14 protein-coding genes and 1 tRNA gene are annotated in these 15,093 nt (G+C 45.0%); 4 read left to right on the top strand and 11 right to left on the bottom strand.

The genetic code is table 11. From position 1 onward, the window contains the following. Position 1: 1 nt before the first annotated feature. From X939_RS0109515 to asnS, 7 genes are all read right to left on the bottom strand, one after another. Positions 2-1,159: a DegT/DnrJ/EryC1/StrS family aminotransferase gene (locus X939_RS0109515; protein WP_310588045.1), complete on the bottom strand. Its 1,158-nt coding sequence runs from the start codon at positions 1,157-1,159 to the stop codon at positions 2-4. Between the two features lie 74 nt (positions 1,160-1,233). After that, a complete protein-coding gene (locus X939_RS22275; RefSeq protein ID WP_025763025.1) occupies positions 1,234-1,695 on the bottom strand; it encodes a sugar 3,4-ketoisomerase in 462 nt (153 codons plus the stop codon). 165 nt (positions 1,696-1,860) lie between these two features. Further along, positions 1,861-3,060, bottom strand: a complete 1,200-nt coding sequence (locus X939_RS0109505) for a hypothetical protein (protein WP_025763024.1) — start codon at positions 3,058-3,060, stop codon at positions 1,861-1,863. 119 nt (positions 3,061-3,179) lie between these two features. Further along, positions 3,180-4,835: a complex I subunit 4 family protein gene (locus tag X939_RS0109500; protein WP_044198884.1), complete on the bottom strand. Its 1,656-nt coding sequence runs from the start codon at positions 4,833-4,835 to the stop codon at positions 3,180-3,182. Positions 4,836-4,857: 22 nt separating this feature from the next. Next, positions 4,858-6,807, bottom strand: coding sequence for an NADH-quinone oxidoreductase subunit L (gene nuoL / locus X939_RS0109495; RefSeq protein ID WP_025763022.1), 1,950 nt, complete (start codon positions 6,805-6,807; stop codon positions 4,858-4,860). Between the two features lie 62 nt (positions 6,808-6,869). After that, entirely contained in the window at positions 6,870-8,081 is a 1,212-nt protein-coding gene (locus X939_RS0109490) for a serine hydrolase domain-containing protein (protein WP_025763021.1), read from the bottom strand. Between the two features lie 226 nt (positions 8,082-8,307). After that, the gene (asnS, locus tag X939_RS0109485; RefSeq protein ID WP_025763020.1) at positions 8,308-9,744 is read right to left on the bottom strand and encodes an asparagine--tRNA ligase; all 1,437 of its coding nucleotides are present in this window, start codon (positions 9,742-9,744) and stop codon (positions 8,308-8,310) included. Positions 9,745-9,950: 206 nt separating this feature from the next. Between asnS and X939_RS0109480 the strand changes: the two genes are divergently transcribed. The 3 genes from X939_RS0109480 to X939_RS0109470 all read left to right on the top strand — a co-directional run bounded on the left by X939_RS0109480 (position 9,951) and on the right by X939_RS0109470 (position 11,600). Next, a complete protein-coding gene (locus X939_RS0109480) occupies positions 9,951-10,589 on the top strand; it encodes a hypothetical protein (RefSeq protein WP_025763019.1) in 639 nt (212 codons plus the stop codon). A 69-nt stretch (positions 10,590-10,658) separates the two neighbouring features. Next, positions 10,659-11,438, top strand: a complete 780-nt coding sequence (locus X939_RS0109475; protein WP_025763018.1) for an enoyl-CoA hydratase/isomerase family protein — start codon at positions 10,659-10,661, stop codon at positions 11,436-11,438. A gap of 88 nt (positions 11,439-11,526) precedes the next feature. Beyond that, positions 11,527-11,600: transfer RNA gene (locus tag X939_RS0109470), tRNA-Arg, on the top strand. Positions 11,601-12,050: 450 nt separating this feature from the next. Here X939_RS0109470 and X939_RS23780 read toward each other — a convergent pair. After that, positions 12,051-12,218 carry a hypothetical protein gene (locus X939_RS23780; RefSeq protein ID WP_198034387.1) on the bottom strand — a complete coding sequence of 56 codons (168 nt, stop codon included), beginning with the start codon at positions 12,216-12,218 and terminating at the stop codon, positions 12,051-12,053. 72 nt (positions 12,219-12,290) lie between these two features. Here X939_RS23780 and X939_RS24010 point away from each other — a divergent pair, with 72 nt between their 5' ends. Next, positions 12,291-12,416 carry a hypothetical protein gene (locus tag X939_RS24010; RefSeq protein ID WP_262485431.1) on the top strand — a complete coding sequence of 42 codons (126 nt, stop codon included), beginning with the start codon at positions 12,291-12,293 and terminating at the stop codon, positions 12,414-12,416. Positions 12,417-12,609: 193 nt separating this feature from the next. Here the strand turns inward: X939_RS24010 and X939_RS0109465 are convergent, their stop codons facing one another. From X939_RS0109465 to X939_RS0109455, 3 genes are all read right to left on the bottom strand, one after another. Further along, the gene (locus tag X939_RS0109465) at positions 12,610-13,392 is read right to left on the bottom strand and encodes a haloacid dehalogenase type II (protein ID WP_025763017.1); all 783 of its coding nucleotides are present in this window, start codon (positions 13,390-13,392) and stop codon (positions 12,610-12,612) included. 118 nt (positions 13,393-13,510) lie between these two features. Further along, positions 13,511-14,236: an esterase family protein gene (locus X939_RS0109460; RefSeq protein WP_025763016.1), complete on the bottom strand. Its 726-nt coding sequence runs from the start codon at positions 14,234-14,236 to the stop codon at positions 13,511-13,513. A 16-nt stretch (positions 14,237-14,252) separates the two neighbouring features. Beyond that, complete coding sequence (locus X939_RS0109455; protein ID WP_025763015.1) at positions 14,253-14,864, bottom strand: GDSL-type esterase/lipase family protein; 612 nt, start codon at positions 14,862-14,864, stop codon at positions 14,253-14,255. Between the last annotated feature and the right edge of the window lie 229 nt (positions 14,865-15,093).

Here is a 15,093-nt window from a genome sequence, read left to right as displayed (position 1 = left end):
ACTAAAGAGGGATGGAATTGACGGCTTCTATAACCTGATTTACTTGTTGGCGGGTCAACTGGGGGTGAAGTGGGATGCTGATAACCTGTTGATGAATCGCTTCTGTAATTGGTAGTGTTAGGCTACTTAACGACTTATAGGCCTGCTGCCGGTGAATGGCAGTGGGATAATGCACTTGAGTTTCCACTCCCTGCGCCGTCAAATGAGCCAAAGCTCTGGGGCGGTCGGGATGTCTCAGCACAAATAAATGCCAGGAATCTTCCTGGTGCGTATCTGAAGGCGGTAGGATTACTTCGGGCTGCCTAATTCCCTCTAAATATGCTTCCGCGATCTGGCGTCGAGCCTGGTTATCCCGATCGAGCCATGGAAGTTTTACCCCCAAGACAGCCGCTTGTATTTCGTCCATTCTGCTATTATGGCCTTGCAAATCATTCTGGTATCTTATTTCAGAGCCATAATTCCGTAAAGACTTTAGTTTTCGAGCTAATTGCGGATCGTTGGTCGTAATGGCCCCGGCATCCCCTAGGGCCCCAAGATTTTTGGTAGGATAAAAACTAAAAGCAGTAGCATCGGCTATGCTCCCTACTTTTCTACCCTTAAACTTCGCTCCATGAGCCTGAGCAGCATCGGTGATCACTTTAAGGTGATGACGCGAAGCCAATTCCTGAATAGCCTCCATATCGCAACTTTTCCCGTAGAGATCCACCGTCAAGATCGCCCTAGTATCTGGGCTGATCACTTTTTCTATTTGGGAAACGTCCAGCAACATGGTGCGAGGGTCCGGTTCTACCAGTATGGGCTTTAAAGATAAAAAAGAAACGGGAAGTATAGAGGCAATATAGGTATTGGCTGGAACAATAATTTCCGACCCTACTTCGAAATTGTAAGCTTTCAAAATTAAAGTTAGCGCATCCAGGCCATTCCCTACCCCTATGGCATAACTTGCTTGGCTATAGTTCGCAAATGCTTCTTCGAAGGATTGCAACTCTTTACCCAAAATATACCATCCAGAACGAACCACGCGAAGCACTGCCGCCTCTATTTCGCTTTGATAAGGAGCGTTTATTTGATTAAGGTCCAGAAAGGGTATCATACAGCGGTTAATCAACACAGAAACTTTACCTTCTGTGTCCGAGTGAGCGAATACAAAACTATTCAAGATGGTCTGTTAAGGGGTAATAATTCCTGTAAGACGAACCGGAACAGCTTCAAAAAAAATTGAGTTGTTTTTTACTAAGCCCCCACGGCCCTGAAGGCTAAAGGTACGGGCAGGGATAGGGTATCCTCCCCAGTTCCAGGCCACCAATCAGGGCCAGCAAGGGCAGACATTCCAGGATAGGGAGCATCAATATAATCCTGCACACTGTAAAATTCGTTGGAAAGAACCAATAGTATGGCATCCTCGCTAAACCTGTCCATGATATGCCAGTCTTCTGGAACTACCACTAAACAGGAATTGGGCTGATTGAGCCAAAATTCTTCTTCCCTAACTCCATTATGGCAATACACCCGGCAACTTCCTTGAATACAGATAAGCGCATTCCATGCTTTGTGGTGCCTATGCCCTCCTCTGGAGCAATCCCCGGCAGAATAAATATAAAATACCCGCTTAATATTTCCGGGGATAATTTTTTCAAAAACGGTCAGATTGCCATCATTCGCTTGAAATGAATCCAGTTGTATAAGTTTTGCCATTCTGCTGTATGTTAGGGGGGTATCATTGCAAGCAATACCTGCAATACTTCCTCAAATATGGCAAAAAGACCAACAAATTGTATTTAAATAACTAAAAAAAATTGAAATAAAATCACCATATATTTCAAAATAGGCTACCAGTAACATGAGAGGGGGTTTTGACCTTCAGACAAATATTCCCCAACCCAAGTAGCGACTCAAAAATATGAGAGCTTTGATGGGTAGAGGCTCTACCCAAACGATCACATTATATCCCATTGTAAATACCTGAAGCTGAGCAACACATACGTTCATGCAAAAAAATAGGATAAGCTGAAGAGGTACACGGTCGGTACAGTATTTTAATATGACAAGACTTAGGAGAATAAAGGGGAAGCCGTAACCAAAGGCACGGTCCACATCATGCACATATAGTCCTGTGGTAAGGAGCACCAAAAAGCCCGATAGAAAGAAGAGTGATATCCATCGCTTGCTTTGCAGCCATAAAACAGTGAATGCTGCTATCAATACGAGCCAAAGACCCTCAAATACCGACCAAAGACTACTCCCAAGTCCACTCCGGTGTTGATTTTCCAGCATAACAGGCATACCAACAGCAGAATAATGGTGCTGTTGAAAATAATTTAGTTTAATATATAACCGAACAGATAGGTAAACAACCCAAGCTAACCAAACTGCCGTGCTTCTTCCCGTAAACACCGTTTTAATTAAGGATTTAAAATCTGCTCTGCCACGGGCAAGAGCCTCAGATACGGCCCAGAAGATAAGTACATATCCTCCGGCTACGACTGCCCGTTCATCGGTAAAGTAGGCACCCAGCATAGCCAGAAAAATCAGAATCCAATTTCGACTCGTAATGGCCCATAGAAGTAAAAAGTATGCAATGATATCGCCATACCCATGTATATCGGCAAACCCCCAGACTCCTACAAAAGTATTGGAAATCGAGAACAATATGAGTGCCGTTATCACCTTGTCTTGGAACAGTGTATAAGCAAATGAACCAACCCGGTATAGGAAACCTACTGCAAGCCCGAATTGCAGGAAGAGGATGAGTATTAAATTCTCTCCGAATAGGCGATAAAGGCCGGGTAATACCCAACGAAAAACCATGGCCTCCCGGCGTACCCCTATCGAGAAATCGGCAGGATGTAACAGATCTTGGGCTTGGTTATGAATGAAGGTCCATGCATCCAATTTGGCTCCTTGGGCGCTAAAATGTTGAAAAAGTAGGGAATAAGGGGGGAAGGCTAAAAACAATGTTAAGACCACACAGCACCCTACCAATTTCCATAACCAAAAATTTGTATCTAGGGCTCGTTCTATTTTTAAAATAAAACGATTGTAAATTTCCTCAAGCTTCATGACTATAGTGTTGTACACCGTCTAGCGAGATATTCTCCGGAAGAATTCCTCGCTAGACAAGTTTATTAAATGGTTACAATACAAATCTTAAAAGGAGGGGTACGCCTTATTGATGCACTTTAATCAAGGAACAGGGCCACAGCAGGCCCAGTTACATTAAAAATAATTCCTGGTAACACCCCCAGCAAAACGGCTAATATTGCCAAAGGCACCAGCATACCATACTCTCTATTCGTTAGGTCTTCAAAGGGTTGTGGCGCATTGCGATACCAAAATTCTCCAAAAAACATGCGCTGATAGGTCCATAGGAAATATGCAGCGGCTAACACTATACCTAATGTAGATAGCGCAGGAATCCAAACCGGCATCTCCTCGGCCTGGAAGGCCCCCATCAAGGTAAATAATTCCCCTACGAAACCTGAAAATCCGGGCAAACCCAATGATGCAAAATAGGCGACTCCCGTAAGAATCGTAAATTTCGGCATAACTTGAATTAATCCTCGATAATTTTCAATGGATCGGTCGTGAGTACGGTCATAAAGTACCCCTGTCAGCAGGAAAAGCATGGAAGACAAGACACCATGACTTACCATTTGATAAATGGCCCCGTTAAAACCTTCTGCAGTAAATGCAGCAATACCCAAGAGTACAAATCCCATGTGAGAGACCGATGAGTAGGCAATCATTTTTTTCAAATCTTTTTGACCTAATGCATTAAACCCTCCATAGACGATAGATATCATAGCCAATAGGCCTAACGGAAGTATATTATACTGCGCCTCATAGGGAAAGAAACCATCCACAATACGTATAAAACCATAACCTCCTATTTTTAGTAATATTCCCGCGAGAACTACTGAAATAGGAGTTGGTGCCTCAACATGGGCATCGGGAAGCCATGTGTGAAAAGGAACCACCGGGAGTTTCACGGCGAAGCCTAGGAACATAAACCAAAAGGCCAGCATCCGAATGGGCATGTTGAGTATATACCGACCCGTTTCCATATTTAAGATGGAACCAGGAATGTAATTTCCGGGATCGGCCAGATATTCGAAACGGAAGCTATGAACCAACTGATCAGCAGAAAGACTCCCTTCAGCAAGTAGTCGCTGAATCATGAGTGCGACCTCTCCTGCCTGCGCATGGGCAGGAGTGGCAAGTCCTATATAACGCGCAGTCTCCAATGGATCGATAACAGAGAGATATAGACCTATCATAACCACTAAGATGAGAAGGGAACCCACAAAAGTGTAAATAAAGAATTTTATCGCCGCATATTCCCTTCTAGGTCCTCCCCAAAGTCCAATCAGGAAATACATGGGAAGTAGCATAAATTCGAAAAACAGGTAGAACAAAAATAAATCCTGAGCCATAAAGCATCCTAGAATGCTGGCTGAAAGCAAAAGATATAGGGAAAAATAGGCCTTAGCCTTGTCAATGACGTTCCAAGAACTTATCACACCCAGCAAGAGCACTAATATTCCTAACACGACCAATGGAATGCTGATCCCATCTACTGCCAGGCTGTAGTCGATAGATACTACTCCCAAACTCCCTAAGGGGAGCGTGATCCAGTCGATATTTTCAGCGAGTTGCAGGCCTGCTTCCAGCTTTTGATAGTTCATGAACAGTGGAAGAAGCAAAAGAGCGTCTGCCAACAAAGCTCCAAGGGCTATCCATCGCAATTGCTGCCTGAACTGATCGGGCAAAAAGGCAATAACCAGTGCTCCTAGCAGGGGGATCAGGATCAGTAAGGAAAGTATATGATCAATCATCAATTATGGATTCGAAATAGATTTATAATAAAAAAAACAGCCAGATAAACAGCAATAGCATACCAGCGGCAGTTACCAGAAAATAAGATTGAATCCTGCCATTTTGAAGACTCCTTACTCCTTTTCCCAAACTTTTGGCACTGCCAACAATAGCAGCCACGACACCATCTACAATATTCCGATCCACCCAAGCCAACAGATGTCCCGATACTACAGTAGTTTGAGCTATGAGATTCACAAACGCATCGATCAAATACCTTTCTAATACTGCAGTAAATTTAAATATACCCTCGAAGGGTTTGATAAAATAAGCGTTTGGGGCGTAGTCCCGGAGCCAGCTGGGCCAGGCCTTGTCGGACTGTATCGCCTGAGGGTGATATAGGCCAAAAGGCTTGTTGGCTCGAGACTGCCAATAGCCAGCTCCCAGAGCCAAAGCCGTTACCAGTCCTGCCACTAGAGGTACCCAAGACAAATGAGAGGTTTCGGAGACCCCTAAATAGGCAAGGAACCACCCTTGCCCCGCATTGAATGGATTGAAGGAAAACCACCAAAAACCAGATAATAATGCTAAAATGGCCATCGGTATCCACATACTTCCCGGAGACTCGTGCGGATCTATTCCAGAAGTCGAATAACGTGATTCCCCAAAAAATATGAGCCATACCTGGCGGAACATATAATAAGCGGTGAGACCCGCACCCAATAGGATGGCAATAGGAAACACAAGCCCAAAATTCCCCCACGCCGACAAGTTGACAAATCCTTCGGTAATGATGGCGTCTTTAGACAAAAACCCAGAGAAAAAGGGAAGTCCAGCCAGTGCAGAGGCACAGACTAAATAGCATATGAAGGTAATAGGTAATGGTTTTCGTAAACCGCCCATATTACGCATGTCCTGGGCATCGAAAGAATCGTCGCCATGCAAAGCGTGAATAACAGAACCTGCTGAAAGAAAGAGACCAGCTTTGAAAAACGCATGGGTAACCAAATGAAAAATGGCCATTTGCCAGCTACCTATGCCTACAGCTGTTACCATTAACCCCAGTTGCGACATGGTGGAAAATGCAAGAACGCGCTTAATATCCCAGGCACTCATGGCTTGAAAGGCCCCTAACAACATGGTTACGGTGCCAATAATAGCTATAAAGAGCTGGGCCTCCGGAGTCAGCAAGAAAACAATGCGAGCAAGTAGAAATATTCCTGCGGCCACCATAGTAGCGGCATGAATCAACGCCGAAACAGGAGTAGGCCCCTCCATGGCATCAGGTAGCCAACCCGAAAGGGGAAACTGCGCAGACTTACCCATACAACCACCAAAAAGACAAATACCAATAAACGTTAGCATTCCAGGCGAAATGGAAGCTATGGAATAGGTCAAAGCCTCTAAGTCGGTAGATCCAGTATAGTATATCAATAGTAAAATCCCTGTTAGGAAGGCAGCATCACCAATTCTATTGAGTACAAAGGCCTTTTGAGCCGCCCAAACAGGCCGTTTCTTTTGGTACCAAAATCCAATTAACAGATAAGAAGAGAGCCCAACCAGCTCCCAAAACACATACATAATCAGCAGATTTCCCGACAAGACTATGCCTAGCATTGAAAATAAAAAGAGTTGAATAAAGGCAAAATATCGGTGTAGATTGGGGTCCCCTTTAAGATATGCCGTGGAGTATAACTGAACGAGCAGGGCTACAAAATGTACAACTGCAAGCATCAGATAACTAAGACCGTCCAATCGAAAATCTAGGGTAATGCTACGTTCGCCGATCTGCGTCCATGCAAAGCTGAACACCTGCACCTTATCAGGATTAGGTATCCATAGGCTTATCACCAATCCTACGAAAGTGGCCAAGGCCCCCAGCCAACCGGCTAGCCTGTTGAACTTACGTCCCGAAAGCCACAATACCACAAAAACCATAAATGGTAGTAGGAGCAACACATTTACAGGAAAAAAACGCGAGGCTTCAGGCATAGACTGGTATAAATCGATTCATTCGGCAAATATCTTGAATAAAACCCCGAATTCAAACTACGTTAAATGTCTTTCTCAATATCCTCAAGCTGGTCCTCGCCTTCCAGCACTTCCAATACATCCTTAATATCGTAGGTCGATCGGTTATAGGAGTTGCTGAGTACCACAATAACTGATTTAGATTTAGGACTAATCCACATCAGTGTATTATACCCTTTCCACCAGCCCCCATGGTAGATAAAGCGCACAGACCGATCGGGATTGGTATGCATGCGGAACCCATACCCATAATTTCGAATCCCCGGTTTTTCAAAGCTTCTAGGAGTAAAGGCTTCCGCCCGCAGAGAGTCCGAAATAAGTAACCCTTTGGTGAGTCCACTATAGAATCGGTATAAATCGCCTGTTGTAGAATATATCCCTTTATCCCCAACGACGTCATCATAATAATCTTTGGGTATCTGCCGACCATATTGATGCCCCACGGTGCGGTTTACCGCAGCCAGAGCGGAGCTGTCCGATACCAAATAGGAATCGTTCATGCCCAAGGGATCGAAAATATTTTCTTGGAGATAACTGCCAAATGCTTTCCCGGATACCTTCTCTACAATAGCTGCCAGGACGCAATAATTTGTGTTGCAGTAGACAAAGGAACGATCGGGCCGGTTATAACGCTGAGGCGTGGGTTTCACCCGTGCATACCAGTCCATGATGTCCATATTAGACGGGTACTTTCGCCCATGGCGTACGCTATCAGGGAAAGAATATATATAATTGGGCAGCCCACTCCTATGACTTAACAGTAAATCTATTTTTACCCCGGGGTAAGGAAAATCAGGAAAAAAGCGTTGAACAGAATCGCTCAAACTGATCCTTCCCTGCTGAACCAGTTGAAGTATCGCCACAGCTGTAAAGGGTTTTGAAAGGGAGGCCAATTGAAACCGAGAGGTCTGATCCAATGAATCCTTGTCTTTTAAATGCGCATAACCAAATGACTTTTGGTACAATAATTGACCATCCTGAACCACCAGAACATTGCCATTGAAACCTCCACGCCGTTTCCGCTGAAATATCTCGTCTATTCGGGTTATTTTATAGGCTGTATGCGAATCTTGTTTTTTGGGCCGGGTAGGATCCAGCTTCACCCGCTCTTCTTCGGATAGAACATTCCGTTGGGCAATGTGGTCTCCTCTGCCCGTCAAACCCCAGGAAATCAGCGATATTCCAATTACGGCTACCAATCCCCACCACCACTTCGGCTGCACGTCTCTCATCATAGGCTATTCTAAAGGCCATTAACAGTTTTTCAATCGCCAAAACTAGGGATATCCCAGTACAACTGTATAACCCATCGTCATAAGTATAGAAGAAAATTGGGTTTCTCTAACAATTTCTTCTAATTGTCAAAATTGCCACCATGTGGAAAGCCCTTCACCCATTACAAAAATGGCCCCTCTATCCAACGTAAAGAATAGAGAGGCCAGTACTAAATAAAAGATAAAATTAAAATTCGGCGCTCTTAGGAAAGCGAGGGAAAGGAATAACATCCCGAATATTAGCCATCCCCGTTACAAAAAGTACTAAACGTTCAAAACCAAGGCCAAAGCCCGAATGTGGTGCCGTTCCAAATTGGCGAGTTTCCAGATACCACCATACATTTTCAGGATCAATACCTATTTCTTTTACTCGCTCCAGCAGTTTGTCATAGTTTTCTTCTCGCTGACTACCGCCTATTATCTCTCCGATGCCTGGAAAGAGCACATCCATAGCGCGTACAGTCTTACCATCCTCATCAAGCTTCATATAGAATGATTTGATTTCCTTCGGGTAATTGGTAAGAATAACGGGCTTCTTAAAATGTTTTTCGACCAGATAACGTTCATGCTCACTAGATAAATCGATCCCCCAACCGACAGGATACTGGAATTTCTTTTCCTTATGAGGCTTCGACTTTAACAATATCTCAATGGCTTCGGTATAGGTAAGTCTCTCAAAAGGATTATCCACTACAAAACTTAGTTTTTCCAGAAGTGGCAGGGAGCGCTCATTTTGAGGCTTAGATTTATCCTCTTCGGCCTGGCGCTTTTGTAAAAAATCCAAATCGTCCTTACAATGCTCCAGGGCATACCCTATAACCGTTTTTACAAAATCTTCCGCCAGATCCATATTGTCGGCCAGCTCAAAGAATGCCATTTCTGGCTCAATCATCCAAAATTCAGCTAGATGGCGCGTGGTATTAGAATTTTCGGCTCGGAAAGTGGGGCCAAAAGTATAAATTTTAGAAAGTGCCAGTGCCCCCAACTCCCCTTCGAGCTGTCCAGAAACGGTCAAGTTAGCCTCACGGCCAAAAAAGTCTTCCTTATAGTTGATAGCCCCTTGCTCATCGCGCGGAGGCTTATCCATGTCCAGGGTTGTCACCCGGAACATCTCTCCGGCGCCCTCGGCATCAGAAGCCGTAATAATGGGTGTATGGAGGTAGAAAAACCCCTTTTCATTAAAATATTGGTGCACGGCAAAGGCCAGTGCATGTCTCACCCTCAAGATCGCCCCGAATGTATTGGTACGGGGTCTTAAATGTGCTATTTCCCTTAAGAACTCTAAGGAATGTCTTTTGGGCTGGAGTGGATATTTTTCAGGGTCTGCGGTTCCATAAACTTCCAACTCCGAAATCTGTACTTCTACCGACTGGCCAGCCCCCATAGAGGCGATCAGTGTGCCTTCTATTCGTAAGCAAGACCCAGTAGTAACCTGCTGTATGAGTGTTTCGGCAAACTGTTCAGGACCGGCAACGGCCTGAATATTATGAATGGTGGAGCCGTCATTTAATGCGATAAAAATGGCATTTTTACTTTCACGCTTCGTTCTTACCCACCCTTTTAGGGTCACAGCCTGTCCTTCAGGTGCTTGTTGTAATAGATCTTTGATTTGCAACGGTCCCATTCTTTTTTCAGTTTTGGTCATTACTTAAATGGTGCCGCAAGGTAAAAGACTTGCGGTAACACCATATAAATTTCGGCGCAAAACTACAAAATACCCCTCGAAAACCTATTTGAATGCCTGTCTGATTTTTTACCCGATACGTATCCGTTGTACAAAAGAGCCTTTTAACATACATTTGCCAGCTCAACATAACCAGAAATATTAATTTGAACAGCCGCCTAGCCCTATTTCTTTCCGTCGCATTCCACCCCCTGATCATCACCACCTATTTGTTCGGGATATTATTTTTTGTATCCCCCGATCTGATAGGCGTACGTGTTTTGGAATCCTCGGCATTAGGAAGTCTACTCCTGCTGCTCTTTATCAATACCTTTGTCGCCCCCGCTGTGGTTGTTTACTATATGCAACGATTTGGCCTTATCAGCTCCTTGCATATCGACAAGCTTTCGCAGCGACGCTTGCCCTATCTAGCCACCATATTGATCTATGCTGCAGCCACATTTTTCTTTGGCTGGTATTTTCAACCCATTGCTAACCTGGCCCCTCAAATTGGATTTCTGCTTGGCAGTGTTACCCTTTCCTTAGTCGTCGTGGCTTTGGTGAGTCTATACTGGAAAATCAGTGCTCATGCTACAGGTATGGGGGGTGCCTTAGGCATTTTAGGAGCACTATTTGTCCGTTTTCACGAACAGGCCTTACTTCCTTACCTCTTAATCTGCATCATACTAACTGGCTTCTTACTCGGTGCCAGACTCCAGCTCAATGCCCATACCCCCCGGCAGATACTGGCGGGCCTAGCCTCTGGACTAATCATCGGAGCTTCTACCATCTATCATTTCTTTTGATTTAGCCCTTCTTCATCCTAGCTTTTCTTATCTTAGAGGTTATTGGAAACATCCTTAAATGAAACTGCTATGTATCAACATCTGAACTTTCAAAATAAAGAGGGCATCGTACGGATTAGCCTTAACCGCCCCCATGTTCACCATGCCCTGAATAAAGAATTGATAAAAGAAATCACCTTGGCTATAGAAGTAGCTGCATCTGACGAAGAAGTCCGGGCCGTCTTGTTAACGGCAGAGGGCGACACTGCCTTTTGCTCTGGGGCCGACCTGAAAGACACCCTAGATAGTAAAATCGATGTAGATCAAACCTTAAGAGAGTATTACAACCCCATGATTATGGCTATTCGTAGCCTTCCCAAACCAGTCGTATGTCGACTCAATGGACTGGCAGTTGGCGCAGGAGCTTCTTTGGCATTAAGCTGCGATATGGTGGTAGCTACCGAGAGCGCCTACTTGGCATTTATGTTCGTCCAAATCGGTCTCATGCCCGATGCAGGAGCTACTTTCATCCTCCCCCGGCTGGTGGGCTCAGCCCGAGCCTTTGCTCTAGCCAGCACAGGTCAGCGGGTGACCGCCCGCGAAGCGCAACATATTGGCATGATCGCCCATGCCGTCCCAGCAAGCGAGCTAGACTCTACAGTAGAGAAACTACTGCTCTACTACCGTCATGCCCCTACTCAAGCAATAGCAGCGATGAAGCAAGTTCTGAACCAATCGCAGCATAGCAGTTTAGAACAGATGTTGGACTTGGAGCGAATACATCAGCACCAACTTAGTAAAACTACCGATGCAAAGAATGGAATCTCTTCTTTTCTCCAAAAAAAGAAGCCTGATTATCAGGGCAAATAAATTTATTTTCGATTTTATACAAATTTTATCCCCTCAGGATTTGCATCCTTAAAATCCATATTATACCTTTGCAGTCCAATTAAGGAACGGTTTCGTAGCTCAATTGGATAGAGCACCTGACTACGGATCAGGAGGTTTGGGGTTCGAATCCCTACGAGACCACAAAGGACTTAGATTCATTTCTAAGTCCTTTTTTATGACCTTCAGCATAACTTCACCATTGCCGGAACCTCTATAAGCCGAATGCCTACAGCCATCATGTCACCCATTCTGGGTTTTGGCTGCACTGCCCATCGGTCGCCCCCTATAATAATGACATCCCTTCAGGATTTGATGGGATCACAATAAGGCACCTGGCTTTAGATTCTTCGGCGCTTAATGCGCGAAGCCCAGTCAAAGCCCCGTTAGGGGTGACGTCTTAGTAGAAAATCACAAACCAACAGTACAAAGCCCCGTCAGGGGTGACATCTTAGTAGAAAGTTTGAATAAATAATGTCTTTTAATCCATTATCATGTCACCCATTCTGGGTTTTGGCTGGACTGCCCATCGGGCGCCCCCTATAATAATGACATCCCTTCGGGATTTGATGGGATCACAATAAGGCACCTGGTTTAGATCCAGCGGCCTACGACATATGGACCTAAAGCTACCAAGCTAACGCCACGCTGGGGATTGCGGACCCTACCGGCCACCTGCCGATAGCTTATGGCCGAAAGCCGGTCGCCGATAGCCGGGGGGAAGCCACTCCATGCTTCGACAGGCTCAGCATGACAGCACACCTGCCGATGGCGTACAACCGCTTACCGCCGATAGCCGGTCGCCGATAGCCGACAGCCGGAAGAAGCAACTCCATGCTTCGACAGGCTCAGCATGACACCACACCTGCCGATAGCGCACAACCGCTTATAGCCGACAGCCGGTCGCCGATAGCCGACAGCCGGGGGAAGCAGCTCCATGCTTCGACAGGCTCAGCATGACACCACACCTACCAATGGCACACAACCGCTTATAGCCGAAAGCCGGTCGCCAATAGCCGATAGCCAACAGCCGACAGCCGGAGGACACCAGCTCCATGCTTCGACAGGCTCAGCATGACACCACACCTGCCGATGGCGCACAACCGCCTACAGCCGGTCGCCGATAGCCGACAGCTTACAGCCTCAAAATTCATCAGGCTCCGTAGGCGATCAAAACCTTGGCAATTTCTTTAATATTGGGAGCGGAAATTTCTACTGCAGGAGCCAATGGAAATTGCTGTTGCCCTGGACGACTCACAAAAGCAGCACGCCAACCTGCCCACATCGCCCCGGCAACGTCCCATCCGTGTGCGGCGATCATCATACAATCACCGGATGCAACGTTCATCTTTCGTGAGGCCCATTGATATGCATCGGCATGAGGCTTGTATTTTCCTAGTTCCTCTATGCTCAGGCGCTCATCGAAAAGTTCGCTGATACCAGCATGCGACAACTGGGCAGCCGCCGCCTTGTTCGACGAATTGGTTAAAGAAACCATTTTATATCCAGCCTTTTTCAGATCGGTAAGGGCTTGTTTTACTTCTGGATGTGGAGAGAGACTTAATATAGGCTTGATAGCAGTTTTGGCATCTTGTTCCGAAAGCATTATCCCATTATTGGCAGCAACCATCTGTAAAGCAGCAGCTCCTATTGCTCCAAAGTCCTCGTAGCGGTTGCCGACAGTGGTTACCAAGGAATACTGTAACATGGTGGTAAACCATAGCGGCAATAATTCGGAGCGACCTCCCAAGGCCTGAGAGACACTACTCTTAATATCATTCAAATCGAGTAAGGTCTCATTGACATCAAAAAACAGCACCTTTGGTCTCCTTAATTCTTCCCCGGAAGGTTCTGCTTTTAAAGGCTGACCTGCCAAAACCCCCACACCCCCTGCTTTTAATGCCTGTCCCATAAATGTTCTACGATTGGTTTTCATTCTGTCCCGTTTGTTGATATAAAAAATATAGCGACCATCGGCAGCCAAATGCCTAACAGCCCTTACTGAACACGAATTTTCCATGAAGGGTTTGGAAAAGGGATTATTATTTATAGGTCTAAAGGTATATCCTCACCATCTGGCGCCAATAGCGTGGTCGGTGTGCCTCTTCCTCCCATACGTAGAGTTTATGCGGAATATTCAAGTGTTGCAGGGATTCACTAAGCTGTTGGTTATCTGGGAGAAAAGCGTCGTCCTGCCCCACCACCAAGGTAATATCTAATTTGCGCAGCTGTGCCAATAATTTTCTATCCCGAATACCAGGGATAAAGCGGTTGGGCATATTATAATAGATTGTTTCGTCGAAATACCCATCGAAAAGATCGGCAAAGAATGGCAAGGGTCTCGTCAGGTCGTATCTTCCACTCATTCCAAGGACTTTGTGAAAAACGGCCGGATGTTTAAAGGCGAGATTTACGGCATGATACCCTCCTAAACTACAACCAGCAACGGCCAAGTAAGGATTTTTATTTTGGCGCTTTATAAAAGGAATAACCTCCTTTAGTAAATACTTTTCGTATTGCAGATGACGGTGGATTTTATCCTGTGGTTTCAATGCAGAGTAAAAGCTTTCGCAATCAATGCTATCTACGCAGTAGACTTGAATAAATCCCTGTTCTATTTTATCCCGCATAGCCTCTATTATCCTCCAGTCTTCCAAGTCGTAGAAGTGCGCGGCTCGAGTTGGAAAAAAGAGGACGGGCATACCACTTTGGCCAAAAACTAATAGCTCCATCGAACGATTTAATACGGGGCTAAACCATTTATGATAGGCTCTTTCCATATGCAAACTACAGGTTTTAAATATTTCCCAAATTTTCTGCAAGCAATATCGCTTGACGGACTTCCCTTTTCCATAAATCGTACCCTGCGGCACTAATGTGCAAACCATCGGGTTCATACAGGTGTCGGGCCGGAATTCCTTGTTCGTTAAGCATCGCAGGATAAATATCAACATAATGCTGGAAAGGATCCTGACTTATTTCGTTCCTGATCAATTTGTTGGCTGTTTTAATTCTTCCTATAATTTCCCAACGGCTAAAGCTAGGTTTGATGCTAATAAAATAACAGGGGATATTACCAAATTTCTGCCTCACTTGATACATCAACTGGGTGTAGAAGAGAAATACTTCTTCTGGATTTCTGCCGTCACCGAGATCATTGTCCCCAGCATAGAGCACTAATCTCTGCAATGCCATTCCAGAAGTAAAAAGTCGAGGAAAAAACCAGGCACAAGCAGCCAGGGTAGATCCACCAAATCCAAAATTCACCGCATTTAATGACTTAAAATCCTCACCCAACGTACTCCATAAGGTGATGCTTGAACTTCCATAAAAAATGGTTGAGGGCCGATCAATTATTATTTCCTGTACCGCAAGCACGCGCTTCACCTCTTCTTCATACCACTCCATAATCAAATATTCTATTTTTTGTAAAGACCATAAAGTACGCAATTTGACAATGTATTACGGCCATTTCCTCGGCATTCTTTTGATTATATAAACATAGAATAAAGTTTTCGAGGCAGTATGAAGATAATGTTAATTATCGTTTAGGGTATTAAAAAACGCCATGTCTCAACTAAAATGCTGGCCCTACCCTGATAAAGCGGGTAAAGCCAGCGATTTAGGAATAAAAAAT

This window comes from Dyadobacter tibetensis Y620-1, from assembly GCF_000566685.1.
Classification (GTDB): domain Bacteria; phylum Bacteroidota; class Bacteroidia; order Cytophagales; family Spirosomataceae; genus Dyadobacter; species Dyadobacter tibetensis.
The sequence above is the reverse complement of the archived record's forward strand: the minus strand, read 5'-3'. Positions and strand labels throughout refer to the sequence as shown.